The sequence below is a fragment of the Simonsiella muelleri ATCC 29453 genome, assembly GCF_002951835.1.
GTDB classification, from domain to species: Bacteria; Pseudomonadota; Gammaproteobacteria; order Burkholderiales; family Neisseriaceae; genus Simonsiella; species Simonsiella muelleri.
The window spans coordinates 2162658-2177896 of record NZ_CP019448.1; the positions used below are offsets into that span (position 1 = coordinate 2162658).

14 protein-coding genes are annotated in these 15239 nt (G+C 46.5%); all 14 read right to left on the reverse strand.

Going from position 1 to position 15239, the window contains the following annotated elements:
* Nucleotides 1–13: 13 nt before the first annotated feature.
* Complete coding sequence (locus tag BWP33_RS10675; protein WP_104930400.1) at nt 14–1885, reverse strand: hypothetical protein; 1872 nt, start codon at nt 1883–1885, stop codon at nt 14–16.
* Between the two features lie 115 nt (nt 1886–2000).
* The gene (locus BWP33_RS10680) at nt 2001–2405 is read right to left on the reverse strand and encodes a hypothetical protein (RefSeq protein ID WP_104930358.1); all 405 of its coding nucleotides are present in this window, start codon (nt 2403–2405) and stop codon (nt 2001–2003) included.
* A complete protein-coding gene (locus tag BWP33_RS10685) occupies nt 2405–6478 on the reverse strand; it encodes a phage tail tape measure protein (protein WP_104930401.1) in 4074 nt (1357 codons plus the stop codon). Before BWP33_RS10685 ends, BWP33_RS10680 begins: the two co-directional genes overlap by 1 nt.
* 88 nt (nt 6479–6566) lie before the next feature.
* Nucleotides 6567–7328 carry a phage tail tube protein gene (locus BWP33_RS10690; RefSeq protein ID WP_002642874.1) on the reverse strand — a complete coding sequence of 254 codons (762 nt, stop codon included), beginning with the start codon at nt 7326–7328 and terminating at the stop codon, nt 6567–6569.
* Between the two features lie 3 nt (nt 7329–7331).
* Nucleotides 7332–7793 (reverse strand): phage tail terminator protein, encoded by a 462-nt coding sequence (locus BWP33_RS10695; RefSeq protein WP_002642875.1) that lies wholly within the window; start codon nt 7791–7793, stop codon nt 7332–7334.
* The gene (locus tag BWP33_RS10700; protein ID WP_002642876.1) at nt 7793–8281 is read right to left on the reverse strand and encodes a phage virion morphogenesis protein; all 489 of its coding nucleotides are present in this window, start codon (nt 8279–8281) and stop codon (nt 7793–7795) included. Before BWP33_RS10700 ends, BWP33_RS10695 begins: the two co-directional genes overlap by 1 nt.
* Nucleotides 8262–8705, reverse strand: a complete 444-nt coding sequence (locus BWP33_RS10705) for a gp436 family protein (RefSeq protein WP_002642877.1) — start codon at nt 8703–8705, stop codon at nt 8262–8264. Before BWP33_RS10705 ends, BWP33_RS10700 begins: the two co-directional genes overlap by 20 nt.
* Nucleotides 8705–9706 (reverse strand): major capsid protein, encoded by a 1002-nt coding sequence (locus BWP33_RS10710; RefSeq protein ID WP_002642878.1) that lies wholly within the window; start codon nt 9704–9706, stop codon nt 8705–8707. Before BWP33_RS10710 ends, BWP33_RS10705 begins: the two co-directional genes overlap by 1 nt.
* Nucleotides 9707–9890: 184 nt before the next feature.
* Entirely contained in the window at nt 9891–10253 is a 363-nt protein-coding gene (locus BWP33_RS10715; protein ID WP_002642879.1) for a hypothetical protein, read from the reverse strand.
* Nucleotides 10254–10284: 31 nt separating this feature from the next.
* Nucleotides 10285–11262: a hypothetical protein gene (locus tag BWP33_RS10720; protein WP_002642880.1), complete on the reverse strand. Its 978-nt coding sequence runs from the start codon at nt 11260–11262 to the stop codon at nt 10285–10287.
* A gap of 4 nt (nt 11263–11266) precedes the next feature.
* Nucleotides 11267–11392 carry a hypothetical protein gene (locus tag BWP33_RS13190; protein ID WP_263479605.1) on the reverse strand — a complete coding sequence of 42 codons (126 nt, stop codon included), beginning with the start codon at nt 11390–11392 and terminating at the stop codon, nt 11267–11269.
* 280 nt (nt 11393–11672) lie between these two features.
* Nucleotides 11673–12041 carry a hypothetical protein gene (locus BWP33_RS10725; protein ID WP_002643138.1) on the reverse strand — a complete coding sequence of 123 codons (369 nt, stop codon included), beginning with the start codon at nt 12039–12041 and terminating at the stop codon, nt 11673–11675.
* Complete coding sequence (locus BWP33_RS10730; protein WP_244903120.1) at nt 12038–13801, reverse strand: phage head morphogenesis protein; 1764 nt, start codon at nt 13799–13801, stop codon at nt 12038–12040. Before BWP33_RS10730 ends, BWP33_RS10725 begins: the two co-directional genes overlap by 4 nt.
* Nucleotides 13744–15189, reverse strand: coding sequence for a phage portal protein family protein (locus tag BWP33_RS10735; protein ID WP_104930291.1), 1446 nt, complete (start codon nt 15187–15189; stop codon nt 13744–13746). Before BWP33_RS10735 ends, BWP33_RS10730 begins: the two co-directional genes overlap by 58 nt.
* Nucleotides 15190–15239 lie beyond the last annotated feature (50 nt).

Here is a 15239-nt window from a genome sequence, read left to right on the forward strand (position 1 = left end):
TTATCCTGTTAACTCAAATAGTTGATGCGGTAAATGCGTAAAATTTTTTTCTTGGTGCAGACGGCGTAGTTGAAACCGTGGCAACCGATGATGAAACCCCCGAACTGATTGATTCACTTAATTTTTCTACTTCTTCCACGCGAATGCCAATCGGTAAACTGATTTTCAGGCTGCCTTTAGCGACCTTTGCGCCTGCGCTCAATGTCATGCGCGTACCATTGGCTTTGACCTCAACGGATTTGCGTTCACTTTGGGCAATGTATTGTTCAGCCGTCCAATCTAATACAGCTGCATTCAAATTAGTCGGATAAAATCGCCCCTCGCCATAATGCACATAACCACCACATGCGCCTGTGATGCTGCCGTTGCTGTCTTGTGCGGTGCGCGGCGTTCCGTCATGCCACGACAAGCGCAACGTGGACGGCTTCAAACGTGGCACTGGAATTTCAGGCAACCGAACCGCCGATGACATCGGTTGTGGCGCAATCACAGAACCTGCCATTTTGTCGCCCAGCGTCTTGTAAAAACCATCAGGCGACCACGACACCAACAAACCACTTCCCACATCAGGCAACACAGGCAAACTGATTTTCAGGCTGCCTGAAGTCGTGATTTCGCCACGTACTTCGCCTGTTTCATCGTGTAAGCTGTTGTCCGAATAGCCTGTTAATTCGTACCACTGACCGCCAGCGCGATACGACACCCCCACGCTGCCACGTGCAGGCATTGGGCGCAACAGCAACGCAAATTCCGTGCTTTGATTGGTTTCTTTGATGGGCGAAGTGGCGGAATAGGCATAATTTTGATATTTCACGGCTGGCGTGGCGTAAATTCGCCCAATTTGTTGATTTTTAACGCCATAAATCACACCTTTGGCGTAATCAATCTGTAAAATTTCGCCATTTGAATTTTTCAGGCTGCCTGAACCATCATCTACCCAACCTGTCAATTCTACTGATGTCGGTAATACGCCAGTATCAAAATACACATTACCATCAGACACATAAGCTGAACCAGCGTACACCACACGGCGTGGCGCGGTGGGAATCCACAACGGTTTGCCACTAGCCCAATCGTCCGCCAACGCAGTGCTAACCGTGGACGTGGGAATTAATTTTTCAAAAATCGTGTCTACATTGATTTCTACCGCGCCTTGTTTCAATTCTTTTTTGATGGGACGAACGCCATAATATTTACCGCTATCAGATACTTGCGTTTTCAAGACTTCCACAGCTGGGGAGATTTGGGTGCGTGATGGCGATTTCACGCCTTGCAAATCCAAACTCAAGGCATTTTGCGTTTCCATTTCAATTACGCGAACTTGGAATGTGCCTTTGTCGTCTTCAAATGTTTGAATACTATGGGTTAATTTGTCAATACGAAAATATTCAAATTGCTGTTGTTTGTTAGCATCTACATAACCCAGCGCGTAGCGTTCGCCTACCAAAGGCAAGGGCGCATCTAAAGATTGATAGGTTTGTACTAAACGGCTGTTCCGTCTTTGTGTCCCCAGTAAAGTCATTCGGCTGGCGATGGTTGGATTGGAATAGGCTTCAATGCGTGGCATGATTTGGGCGCGTGTTTGCGCGTAGTAATCAGCAGGACACGCCAAAATAGAGACGGCTGGGTCTTCGGGCGGTTCGCTGATAATCACGTTTGCGCCCAACAAAGCCGCCGCATCAGCACGGCTGACAGCTGCGTAAGCAAGGCGCACGTTCACACGTCCACGCGTTTTGTCTAAATCTGATACCGCGTTGAAAAGTTCGTTCGTTGTGCCATTTAATTGAACGCCTGTCATTGCGCCGCCGCCGTCATCGGTATCGGTTAGGCGTTGGCTGGCATAAAATTTCAAGTCTTGTTGTGTGATTTCGGTTTTGCGTTGCATTTGGTGGTTTCCTATTTTTTCAGGCAGCCTGAAGGACTACGCGTCCAGCGAATAAATTCACAAAATAAAATCTTCAGGCTGCCTGAAAAGCATTTAAAAGTGTTTTAAACACGGTTTAAACCGTCATTAGCGCGATTTGTACCTGATATTTTTCCGCCCCCATTTCGGGGACGGAAAACGCCACAGGCTCAACACCGCCCAATGCGTTATCATGTAGCCTGAACGCTACGTTAAACTCACGCCCATCGTAGTGGCGCATCGTTAAAGTTAATTCAGGCACATCCGTCCAATCACGCAAAATGCGAACGGTGGCTAAATCCAACCAAGCCCATTCGCCTGACAAAGTAATTGGGCGACCATTGCGCTTGATGCCTTGCTGGATAATCAGTCCGCCGCTTAGTGTGCGTTCGGGTTCGGCTTGGGCGATTGCGTGCCATGCGTATTCATCTGTCCAACGCATATCGGGTGGCAGGCGAATGCTGGCTTGGTTGTCGTTGCGCGTTAAGATGATGTCGTCCATCACATACTCCGTTTGTTATCTTTTTGAATTTGTTTAATGAGTTCTTGGGCGATTTGTGGCATTAACTCTTTAATTAAATTTGGGATTTGCTGTTTAATTTGGTTATCACGCGCTGCCAGTGCTTCGGTTACACCACTAAAATCAAATTGCATACCACGCCAATCCATGTCGCTTAAATCCACCTTGTTTTCAGGCAGCCTGAACCGCATTTGTTCGGCTTCGCGCTGCAAACGTTCGCGTTCTTGCTGTTGGCGTTGCTGTTCGGCTTGGCGTTGTTGCTGCAAACGCTGTTGTTCGGCTTCGCGCTGTTGTTGTTGGCGTTCACGTTCTTGTTCGGCTTCACGCTGTTGTTGTTCGCGCTGTTGTTCGGCTTCGCGCTCGGCTTGGGCTTGGTAAGCGGCTTGTTGGGCAGCAATGGCAGCCGCGTAATCGTCTTGCGCTTGGCGGTTGCCTGTTTTTTGCGCTTGGGCTTGTTTTCGCTTGAGCGCATTTAGTTTCTCTTGTTGCTCTAATTTTTGCACATCGCCATCACGACCTTGTGCGCGGAGCAATTCTTTCTCGGCTTCTTTGCGTGCGTTGGCGGCTTCGTCCGCCAGTTGTTGCATTTTTTGACGTGCTTTATCAATGGCTTGGTGTAAATTATTCAACGTGGTTTTGTCTAATTTTCTAGCGTTATTGGCTGCCATGAGTTCGGTGCGTGCCAAATGTTCAGCGATGTTTCCACCGTTTTCGGTTTCTTCGTTCAAACGTTGGACGGTTTGATTGATGTTGATGTACATATCCTGCACGCTACGCAGCGTGTTAGCCCAAGAAACCGTGCCAAACGTGGCATATGCGCCCATTTTTTTAAGCGTTTCATGGACTTTTGAGCCTAAATCCGACATTTTATGCTGGCTGGATTCGGCTGCCTTGCCCACGTTTTCCACATTTTCCACAGCTGCCTTGGCGGCTTGGCTTTGCGCTTGTGCGGATTCGGTCGCCGCTTGGGTAACTTGTTGATGTGCTTGAATTTGCGTATCGGCTGCTTGTTGGGTTTGCGCGGCTGCCTGAAGACTGGCTTTGCCTGTCGCATCAACTGTTACCGCATAGTTGTAGGCGGCGGCTTGTGATTGAACCCATACTTGTTGTTGGGCATCGCCACTTGCCAGCATGGATTGCGCGGTTTTGGCAAAGGCAGCCTGAATATCCGCCGCCGTAGCCTGACCGCTGTTTTTGACCAATTCAAATGCTTGGCGGCTCTCTTCGCCAGCCAAGCGCAGACTTTCACGCGTTTGAATACCCAATGATTCAAAAGCTTGTGCGGTGGGGTCGGTATTTTGTTTCAATTGATTCAATTTTTGGTCGGCTGCCAAAATAGCGCGTTCCACGTCTTGCATGGACAGTTTGCCTGTCTCACCCAACTGATTGATTTTAAATTTCAACGCGTCAATATCGCCTTCAGACTGCGCGGTATCGGTTAGTTTGCTCAAACTTTCGCGTAACACCATGCCTGTGTTGATACCGTTTTGTTTCAAGCCGTCCAGTTGCGCGGTTAGTTTGTCAAAATGACCCAGTGCAGTGGTCATTGCGCCTGTTGTGCCTAACAACAAGGCATTCTCTAAACTCACACCCAGCGCGGTGGCGGCGGCTTCGGCATCGCCCAACGGTTTGCTGATTTGCGCCAAACCCAGTCCCACTTGTGGCGCAAGGGCAGCGATTTGATTAATCTCATCAGCGGTTAAACCTGCTTTTGCGCCTGCTTCGGACAGGCTATTTTTGAGCGCGAACAAGGCTTCGGGCGAGTCCATTTTTTCTACGGCTGCCTGAAACACGGTTGCCATTTGCTCGGCATGATTGCCAATACTGGCAGCTGCGGTGGCAAAATCAGCAATACTTGCGCTGGCTGCTTTGGATAGATTGCCTGAAAGCTGCTCCGCTGTTACGCCTAGATTGTTTAAAGCTGCTTGAGTTTGTGCGGTGTTGGCGGTGTTGTTGTCGCTGAAGTCTTTAAGTGCCAGTTGGCTTTGCATCAATTTGCCAGCCAGCAAGGCTTGTTCGGCAGATAGGTCGCGATAGGCTTGGGTATTGGCTTTGCCATCATCTACCATTTTTTTCAGGTTGCCTGAAACTTCATCGTATTTTTGCTGAATTTTGCTGTATTCTGCGCGTAATTCGGCTAATTTGGCTTTTTGTGCTTCAGCCGCTTGGGCTTCAGTGGCTTTGCGTTTTTCAGCTGCTTGGGCGGCGGCTTTTTGATTTTTTTCTAATTCACGTGCTAATTCGTTGGTGGTGCGAAATTCACGGTTCACATCTTCAAACGTACGGTCGGTTACCATCGCGTCCATATACGCAATGACTTTTGCCATGTTGTCGCCTAAATTTTGCGCAAACCCAACATTTTCATACAACCAAGTCCCCATGCCATGCCCAACTTCAAACGCTGCAAAGGCTTCAGCAGCAATGGCTGCCATTTCTTTGAGGCTGCCTGAAAGTTTTTTGATGGCGTTGTTATTATTGGACATATCGTCTAAATTGCCTTTGACTGCGTTTTTAATGTCGCGTCCGACTTCTTTAGCGGCTTGTGCTGCGTCTTTCAACTCTTTTTTGAGTTCGGATAATGATTTTTTGGTGTTGCCAAAACTGGTCTCACTGTCCACGCCCAACAGTTTCAAGGACGCACTCAAGCCCTCACTCGCCATTTTCGCGCCCAAAAACAACACCGCCATTTGACTCAAAACGGGATATTGCTCTGATACTGACGTAACCGCTTTGGCGACATCGCCTATGACATTCGCAGTCAATTGAATAATCGGCAGCAAGGTATTACCCAACTCAATGGCGGCACTGGCAATTTCGGCTTTGGCTTGATTCATTTTGCCTTCGGTGGTGTTGAGTGCAGCGTCGGCTTCTCGTTGCATTGCGCCAAAATTTTTGGTGTGGTCGGTGGCAGTGGCGACCGCTTCGGTATAGGTTTTCAGGCTGCCTGTGAGCAACGCCAAATCATCAGAATATTCCGCACCAAACATCTGCCCTAAAATCTCACTACGCGCTTGTTTGTCTAATTTATCAAGACGTTGCAAAAAATCATCTAGGGCGCGTTGTGGGTTGGTGGCGATGTTGGCAGCCATTTCTTCAGCCGATAAACCCAACGCGTTCAAACCGTCTTTGAAGTCATTCGTGCCGATTTTGGCGTTCTGCAATTTAGACAATAACGCATTAATTGCCGTGCCAGCCTCTTCGGGCGATTTGCCTAAGCTGACAAAAGTCGCCGCCAACGCCGCCGCTTCTTCTTTGAGCAAGCCAAATTGCTTGGCATTACCGCCCATTCGCATCAACACTTCGCCAATTTCTTTTTCTTTGGCGGCAGTGGTGTTGCCCAGTGCATTGATGGCATCGCCCAACTCTGCCATTTCGTTGATTTGCAAGCCGTATACATTGCTGATTTTAGCGGACATTTCGCCAGCCGCGTCCGCGCTGATGCCAAAGGCATTTGCCATTTGCGCGGTCATTTGGGTAAACTGCGGCAGCTTGTCAAACGCCAAACCCATTTGCCCACCAGCCGCCGCGATTTGCGCCAATTCATCGGGCATCATGCCCAATTGTCCTGCCATTTCTTTGAGGCTGCCTGAAAGCGCGTTAATTTGCTCGGGCGTGGCATCGGTTACTTTTTTGACTTGCGCCATTGCGCTTTCAAATTTAATCGCTTCGTTGGTTACATACGCCAAACCACCGCCAGCCCCCACCAAACCTTGAATGCCATTGGTCATATCAGCTAATGATGGCTTGGTTCTTTTCAAACTTTGCTCTAATTCGCCCACTTTTTGCGCGTGCAATTGAGCAGCACGCGCCAATTCGGCTTGCGATAAGCCACCGCTGCGCTTCAAATCATCAAATGCTTTGTCTAATTTTTGAATTTCTGCGCGTGCATGGTCGTCCACGTCCAAGCCCAGTGTGGTTTTGGCTGCGGCGATGCGCTGCATTTCTTGTACTTGTTCGCTGGCATCATCAACCGCTTGACTCAAATTGTTGATTTCTTGAATACCGTCCACGTTCGCGGTAATCTGAATACCTGCTGTGATATTGGATTGCGACATGATTTTTCTCTGAAAATAATTTTGCGGCAGTTATTTAAGGCAGCCTGAAACCCAGTTACCCAGTTTTCAGGCTGCCTGAAACGCCTATTTAAGCGTTAAACTCTTGATAAGAATATGGTACTTTGTTGCCATCTACGAGTACCGCCGTTCCTGTGAATTCGGCTTTGGCGAAATCATCGCTTAACCAGTCAATTTCACTGTTTGGCGCAACCACCATGCTGGGAATGTGTAAAATGAAGTTTTTTTGACTGGCGGCGTTGTAGCCGTCTAACCAAAATTCAAAGTCATAATCCGTTTCGGTGCTGGCTTCAATCTGAATCCCACCGCCTGCACGGGTTTTGTACGACACTTTAATCTCTTCGCCCACATTAATTGAATCGGCTTCAGGCGACACTTTAATCCAACCCAAATTATCTTTTAATTCAATGTATTCAGATTTAACGGCTTGTCCTGCTGCGTTTTTGACTTTCACGCTGTCGCGGTCAATATTCTGTTTTGCCAAATCCAGCCATGCGTCCTTAGCGGTTACGCGCACCACTTCATCGGCTACGTTGGCGGCTGCCGTGTCCAATTCAATGGATTTACCCGACAAAGCCATCCCCAAAGTCAATTTGTTGAACGTGTCCGAACCGAACGCAATTTCGGTTGCATCTTTGATGGTTACGCTGTCCAATGCGTTGCCTGCGCTTTCTTTCATGCGCGATTTGCGGACTTTGGTTTCAGCTTTACTGGTTAATTTCAATGAAATCAAGTTGCCAATTTGCTCTTTCATGCTGCCCAAAATGCGGCGGTTACGAACATAGCCCGTCCCGACCAGCAGCAAACCATTATCATTGTCTTGTTTTGTCATGTGTTAATCCTTTGAATAATTAATTAAAATTTCTGTCTCAAAACGCAACGGATACAACGCAAAATTGTCATAATACAGCGGCTCAACCGCCTGAACTTCATCAAACGGCGTAATCGTCATGGGGCGTTGGTCGGCGGTTTCAGGCTGCCAACCTTGCAAACTCGCGCAAATTCGGTGCAACATCTCGCCTGTGGCGATGTCCTCATGCGGCACGTCAACCGCACCATAAAATTGTTTAGCTAAAATCACACTAAAACTTAAGCGTTTCTTTTTCATGCGTTTGTTGCCAGCCGTTTGGTTAATCGGCGCGTAGCCGTCCAAACCCACGTATAACGCGTTGTCTATTGGCTGAATGTCGCGTTGCTCCAACAATTGCGCCAATTCTTGAATGGATTGAACCGTGTGAACATCAGGCAAATCCGCCAGCCGCGCCTTGAGTAATGGCAAAACAGCAAATAAATTCATCAACTTTGCTCCCATTGTTCGCGTACAAAATCGTGCAATAAATCCACAATATCCGCGCTATCTTGCGCCGACAGCCCAAACATCGGACGCGCCACCATGCGTTTTGTGCCAAATTGATGATGCGGCGCGTACACCACATTTGTCCCCACTTGCGCCAAATTGGCTGTGGCATGGCGCGTCAAACTACGCAACAAACGCGATGAATCACGCATTAACCGTTCTTTAGAACGCGGTTTGAGTGCCGCAACATAGCGTTTTTTGTTGCGTTGGCGGTAAATCGGTTTGGCGTAAGCGCGTTGGGTACTGGGTGTCCAGTTTGCCCAACGTGAGCCATCGGGCGCGGTTTTGGTTTCAAAGCGTTTACGCGTAGAGTTTTCCAGTAGCGTGGCAATACCGCGCATCAACGGACGCGTGTTTTTCAGGCTGCCTGAAAGCTGGCGCAACGCTTGTCCGACGTTCCCTAAATCGTCAGAAGTGATTGTTAACATCTTTCCAGTCCTTTAATTCATTCGGGATAACAGCCATGCCACCACTTGCCTTGACTTCTTCCACGCCGTCTGCATCAAAACCCAAAATAGACGGATTTTTTATCAGCAACTTAAACCACGCTATCGCGTTGTCATAACGCTTTTGCACCACATCAGGAATGCCGTTTTCATACAAATACCAACGACATACATCGCACGTTTTAACCACCAACGCGTAAGGAACTGGCGCAAAAGGCTGCCTGAAACCTGCTGCTCGCAAATAGCCGTTGACTTCCGCTTCAGCATCGTTGAGGGCTTTTTGCAGCACGTCAGGTACGATTTCGCGCTTGGCGGTGCGGTCGGTTAAATTAACCAGCTCACGCTCGCCAAAGCGTTGGACTAAATCGGCTTGAGTAATCAGGCTGCCTGAAACCGCATTCATCATCACACCGTCAAAATACGAATCAAATCAGGACGCAACGCAATCGGCAACGGATTAGACTGGCTACGCAAACTCACACCTAAATCATGGTTACCGCCCAATTTGTCCATCGTTGAGTAATAAGGCAAAGCTTTAGTATTGACAGCCGCCGCCATGTCCGCAGGCGCGAAATATTCCAGATACAATTTTTTGCCCACAGGAATCAAAATCGCCTGATTGGTGGCAATTTTCGCGCCTTTGCTACCAAAATTCCCTGTGTATTCAATGAATTTAACGCCATTGTGTTCAAATTCAATCGGATTAATGCCGTTGCTCTCGCGATACACCGCACCATCACGAAAGCGCGTGTACAACGGTTCAATGCTTTTGTGATACTTGAGTTCAGTTAAAAATTTTGAACCACACAAAGCCACAAACCCCGTAACCGCCGCTCCTTTGAATCCTTGACGCAATTCCGATAGCATGGTGTCCATTTTTAAGCCCACTTTCGTGTCATCTTTGCTCAAGTCAAAAGAGATTTCAGCAGGACGCTTCAAGCCAAATTTGTCATATAAATCATGAATAACCGTGCCATCTTTGTCTAAAATTTTGCCTTGCAACGCGCCCAGCATTAAATGCTCACGTGTCATTTCTAATTTCAATTTGGCATTGTTTTGGTATTCGGTGATGACGTTTTTAAAATTGGTTAATTCGTTGCCGCCAAACTCGCGAACATCTTGATAATCTTCTGCTAAGATGTTGTCCGTTACCGTCAAATGCGTGGCTTCAAAATATTCGGCTTTTCGTTGAGACGCGTCGGTTGCCTCGCCGCCCAATTTGCCACGTGCCGAATTTTTAACAATAGACAAACCGCTTTCTTTGTATTCAATCATCGCCACTTTTTTCGTGCCGTAGTACGGCTCAAAAATCCCCAATTCGCGAATTTGCGTAGGAGTCGGCTCAATTTGATTGATGGCTGCGGTTAAATTTTGGGTGCTAAATGCACTGTTATGGGTTACACTCATTGTATTGATTTCCTTTGAAATTAAGAACCTGTATTCATAGCCAACGTGAAATGGATTTTTGTTCCAGTTGGTACGACTGTCAGGCGAATTTCATGCTAATAGCGTTCCTATTAGCGTGAAATTCAACGCAACAGGCGTGCTAAATGGCGCAAAAAGACATCGCGCTTGGCTGTGAATGCAGGTTCTAAGGTCTTGGCGTGCCACGATACATCACGCCGTAGTTATCGCCAGCTTTTTGCAAAGCCTCAAGCGCATCGTGATTGCCAACAGACATCACATTGCCCTCTACGTCAGAGTGCGCCTCAACAGCAAAGGCTGCCTGAATCTCACTCATCGGCGTATATGCCAAATTGATGATGCAATTGTGCGGTTGAATTTGTACCGTGCCATTACGCTCATCAGTCAGCGCAACCAATTTTTGACCACGCAACGGATAATCCACCAGTTGACCAGCTTTTAAACCTGTTGTGGCTGGTACTTCAATTCGCGTGATAGATGAGACTTCCGCAATCAAAATATCACTGACTTTCAAACCTAAAACTTCCATGTTTAAACCCTTTTTAAATTCACATTAAAAATCAAACCATCGGATAACCGCCCAAAGCTGTGGGTTTGGTTTCGGCGGATAACTTCAGGCTGCCTGAAGAGTCGGGTTGATGCTTGTCTGCGGTCAAAGATTCGGGCAATGACGGCTTAGTGGACGGTGCAGTCAATTTCAAATCGCCCACCAACGCATCCAGTGCTGCATCATCATTCAACGACAACAACACGTTGTACGTCTGCTTGGTAATGCCAGCAAAACCATGCTCGGCTGCCTGAAAACCAGCCGCTGATAATTTTTTATCGACTTGGTTTTTCTTGAGAACTTTGGCTAATTCGGCTTTGGTTTCCGCCAATTCTTTTTTCAAATCATCAAATTGTTTTTGTTCTTCGGGAGTCATGTTGGGTGCATCCTTTGTTTGAGTAGGAGGATTTTTGGAATCAGATAAATGCAAATTAGGCGAAAATTCCGTGCCGTCCGACAACATCAAGGCAGACGTATAGGCATCTGCACCCACCGCCACAAACGACACTTCACGCACCATGCAATCACGCAACACCACAATTGGCGTGGCAAGAGTTTGTCCGTTGACGACAATTTCGCCTGACGTGATTTTTTCTTGTCGGGCGGATTGGATTCGGGCGGACATTTCCCATGGATAGCCTTCGCTGGCGGTTTGTGCGACATGGTTGCCATGTTCGGTTGACAATAAGGTTCCTGTGATGTGCAAGCCCGATGTCCCTAAATTAAGGCTTGCCACACCTGTTTTGCGGTCGGAGTCGTGTTCCAATAGGACACCGATTGGGTTACGGTATTGGATATTGGACAAGTCCACCACATAACGCTCGCCATATTTGCTAAAAGGCTGTCCTGAATGCGCTACGCCTGTGAATTGGCGTGGCTTTTCGGTTGATGACGGCTCCGCGAATGTGGCGGATTCGGGTACGGATAATTGCAGTTGGACAATTGCCATAAAATGACTTTCTGATTGAAATGAAATAGTTGAAGTCATCATTTAATCACAGCCAAGTCAAATAGTTTTCTTGATTGATTTCAAACAGGCAGCCTGAAAACAAATAGACACAAAAAAACCGCCCAAAATCGCATTTTTGACACGATGGGCGGTGTGAGGATTTGTCAAACATCACAGCACCCCTGTTTAAAACCTGTTTAAAATCGCTTCAGATTTTGACGAATGGGGGAAGTGGTTGTTTGGTTGTTTTAAATTTCAATCGCGCTAAATTGCGCTAAAAACGCGATAAGTGATTTGGGTAGGTTTGGATATGAAAAAGTTTTTAGATGCGCTCAAACGCTTTAAAAAGTGCTTTAACGGCGATTTTTGAAATAGACAAACAAAATCCCACTTGAATTTCATGTTTCAAGTGGGAGTTTTGGGGTTCAGGCTGCCTGAAAATCAGTTGGTGGTTAATAACACTTTCTTAACTTAAAAGGAGGTGGGTCTTCAGCTAAAAGTTGCTTATCCTTTTCTCTTTGCTCTTTTTGTGCTTGAGCAGTATATGGATACAACACCATCGGCACATCAAATCCAGCCTGTTCCAATACCGTAACCATTTCATCAATATAATTCAATGGGTCATGTATAACAGCACGGCAAGGACGTGGATATGCACCTTCCCATTCTTCTTGAATAGCTAATTCAATGGCATCTTGTAATTGTTTAACGGCATTTTTATCGCCTTGTAATGCGCCATTACCATCATCTCCACCACAAAACCAAGTAATCTGACCAATTGCTTGATTTTTTCGGGACAAAATAAATGTAAAATTGTTCATGGTTTAAATCTCACCAATAAAGCTAAACCAAAATACAAAAAATCGGGTTTACGCTCAATTTCCTTAAAATCTTTGATATTACCACCCAATAACGCCTGAAAAGTCATGGTCAGCATTTCCAATGCTTGTGGGTCTTTGCGACTTTTGTTGTACATTTTACCATAATATTCATTGGGAAAATCATCGCGCAAACCTCTTTCATCATCATCATACCAATCTTTTCCAATCATTTCATTGAGTTTTTGAATTTTGTCTTTGGTCGTCCGCTCTTTAAATAATCGGTCAAAATAGGTTTCCAATTCGGGCATCACTTCTTGTAAACGATGCCCAAATTCGTGTAAATGTGTAATCAGGCGGTATTTACGCGATATTTTTGGGGCAACATTCGCTAAAATCAAACTATCCCCATCTTGCACCATATTTTCTTTAAAAGCGCGTTTAAATGATTGATAATCAAGAGAACTAGTATTTTTAAACCAATCAAAATCGCGTTGAGATTTCAATATTGGTTTGACATGAAAAGCCCGTAAATTATCTGTTTCCAACACAATTGCACCCACTTCATTGGATTTTTCCACCCACGATTTTGGATAGGTTTTTATCACTTCAATAAATTCTTGCAAAATGGCTTCATCGTGCCCTTTAACACGCACTTCGCCACCCAGCTCCACACCTTCACGCCGCATGATTTCTATAATACCCTCGTGCGGTTTACCCTGCCTAATTGCCTCATTCATGACAGCAATATGGGTTTCGTAAAGCAATCTGCCCTCATTAATCAAATTGGCACTGCTGGCAAACACACCACCTTCAGTTAATTCAAGGGGCTGTCTTCTTCTTTTTAAATAAGTAATTAAAGTATCAGCCAATTCACGGATAAAACCCTTGCCATGCCTTTGCTCGGCGAGTGTTTGCACATCTGCCAAACGTGCAGCATGATTGTGTGCAAAAGTCGGCGTAACATCAAACGGAATTTTGACGGTTTGACCTGTGCGCGGATTGGTAAAATCCACCCACTGAATATCGTCCGTGCCATCATCAAGCACACCGTTTTGGGCATTGATTTTTTGCTGTTCGGTAAAACGTTCAGGCTGCCTGTTGATGTCTTCATTGCGTTCGCGTAGGGCTTGCTTTTTGGTTAATTGGCGCACCGTGCATTGACAACCGTAGCCATTGGGCGGAAAAATGCTCTGCCAAATCGGGTCGTCTGCTGCCCAAATTTTGCCGTAGTAAGTCATGTGGGACTGGCGTTTATGCTCGGCGGTGCTGGCAATGTATTTTAGGTATGGGAACATCTGTTTGTCTTCCTGAATCCGCGCCCATTGCCCTGCTGCGTAAGCCGTTGCTAAATTGGTCTGAAAAATCACGCGCAAACGCCGCGTACTGCCCAGCTGCACCGTTTTGGCGACACCGTCCACAGGGTCAAGCATCACTTGCTCGCCCCACCAGCCTTTTGCCATCAAATACGGCTTCAAACGGTTTTTGAAATCTCTAAAATCCGTGCCGTTTTCCAATGCCGATACCACTGCTGACTTGGTTTCTGCCAACAAATCCATGTCCATCATCTTGGCAACCGTAAAACCCACCGAATGCTCATACAACCACACATCGTAGTGGCTGAAACTGGGCAACAACGTTTTGTTTTGCAGATGTTCAAATGCCGCACGGTCTAGCAAACTACTAAAGTGAATCAATGGTTTAGTCATTGCGAACCTTTCAGGCTGCCTGCGCCGTCCAACCATGCTTGTGAATTTTGCCAAACCAATTTGTCAATCAAGATTTGGTCGCCTACCGACAAATCCAAATTATTTAATTTCTCATTGAATTCATTGAAATTTTCTGAACTGGCAAGCGCGGATAAAATCGCGTGGATTTTCGGTTGCATAATTTGTTGGTCGGCGGATAATTGGCTTTCAGGCTGCTTGAAATCATTTTGATTACCCGACAAATTCAACGATAAAGTTGTATCAGCTTTTACACTATCTTGATTTTGCTTGATTTTAAAATGCTCGGGTTCAAAGCCTAAAATATCCGTGTAATACTGCTCGGTCAATTCCAAATTGCCACTTTCCAAGTATTTTTTATCACGCTCGGCGCGGTTGGTGTCGGGTTTGATTTCGGTTTCGTATTCAAACCACAATGCGCCTTTCACTTTAATCGGTTGATGATAAACGGCATTCAAATCCATCAACGCATCAACAACCTTTTGTACAGCGTCCGCCAACAACAGCAAATACGCACCAATGCGATTTTTCTCACTTTCGCTTTCCACCTGTTGCGCGGAGCGACTGCCTGTTTGCAGCTCGCTGGTTTTGACGCGTCCCAAAATGGATTTCTGAATCCGCGCATTTGCCATTTGTTCCAGCTGCCTGAAAAACGCGCCGTCCGCCGTGTTTTGCAGCAACTTCATCTCTTCTTCAATGCCAATGGCTGCTGCACCACCATTTTTGACGGTGTGGGTTTTACGCGCGGCTTCGTTTTTGTCGCCATCGGTTTTGGTGATGAGCATGGGCTGGGCGTAGCGTTGTGCAAATTGGTAAGCGTAACGCCAGCCTTCTTTGCGTAACATCACGGCTGGGTAAATCCGCACCATAGCCATTTCGCCAGCTGGATTTTTGGACGTGGCTTTATTGTTTAAAAACAAATGAGTATAAGTAGTTTCGGTTTCTTCTTCGCCGTTTTGACCGTTGTAGATGAGTTTGCCGAATTTGGGTGTGTATTTGTCCAATTCATCATGACGGCTAATCACTTGTTTTAATGAGATAAAACCGTCCTCATCTTGCGCATAAACCAAACGCGCCACCGCATAACCGCACAATTTCGCCACCACCACCTGCTCGGCAATGCTAGGCAAATTGCGCCGCACGCACTGATAAAGTTTGTCCATTTGTGTGTCATCGGTTTCTGCACCAAACAAACGCCAGTTGCTTGAAAGCAAAGCAGAAACAATGTCTTCACGACACGAATCCACTTCATCGTCCGACATCACAGCTGAATAAACCTGTTGGCGCGACAAACCCAATAAATTCAATAACTCATCTGTACCACTGCTTGAAAAGGCATTGAGCGCGTAAGCGGTGTCTTGAACAAGCTGCTCCATCTGAATCGCTTGAATGGGCTGTTTGTGTTTTTTGTCTTTTTTAGCCATTTTAAACTCGTTTTAAATGAGGTTTAAACGTTTCAGGCTGCCTGAAACCG

Coding starts and splice junctions, on each gene's coding strand:
- BWP33_RS10675 (WP_104930400.1), bottom strand. CDS start 1,885: ATGCAACGCAAAACCGAAATCACACAACAAGACTTGAAATTTTATGCC.
- BWP33_RS10680 (WP_104930358.1), bottom strand. CDS start 2,405: ATGGACGACATCATCTTAACGCGCAACGACAACCAAGCCAGCATTCGC.
- BWP33_RS10685 (WP_104930401.1), bottom strand. CDS start 6,478: ATGTCGCAATCCAATATCACAGCAGGTATTCAGATTACCGCGAACGTG.
- BWP33_RS10690 (WP_002642874.1), bottom strand. CDS start 7,328: ATGACAAAACAAGACAATGATAATGGTTTGCTGCTGGTCGGGACGGGC.
- BWP33_RS10695 (WP_002642875.1), bottom strand. CDS start 7,793: ATGAATTTATTTGCTGTTTTGCCATTACTCAAGGCGCGGCTGGCGGAT.
- BWP33_RS10700 (WP_002642876.1), bottom strand. CDS start 8,281: ATGTTAACAATCACTTCTGACGATTTAGGGAACGTCGGACAAGCGTTG.
- BWP33_RS10705 (WP_002642877.1), bottom strand. CDS start 8,705: ATGATGAATGCGGTTTCAGGCAGCCTGATTACTCAAGCCGATTTAGTC.
- BWP33_RS10710 (WP_002642878.1), bottom strand. CDS start 9,706: ATGAGTGTAACCCATAACAGTGCATTTAGCACCCAAAATTTAACCGCA.
- BWP33_RS10715 (WP_002642879.1), bottom strand. CDS start 10,253: ATGGAAGTTTTAGGTTTGAAAGTCAGTGATATTTTGATTGCGGAAGTC.
- BWP33_RS10720 (WP_002642880.1), bottom strand. CDS start 11,262: ATGATGACTTCAACTATTTCATTTCAATCAGAAAGTCATTTTATGGCA.
- BWP33_RS13190 (WP_263479605.1), bottom strand. CDS start 11,392: ATGTTTGACAAATCCTCACACCGCCCATCGTGTCAAAAATGCGATTTT.
- BWP33_RS10725 (WP_002643138.1), bottom strand. CDS start 12,041: ATGAACAATTTTACATTTATTTTGTCCCGAAAAAATCAAGCAATTGGT.
- BWP33_RS10735 (WP_104930291.1), bottom strand. CDS start 15,189: ATGGCTAAAAAAGACAAAAAACACAAACAGCCCATTCAAGCGATTCAG.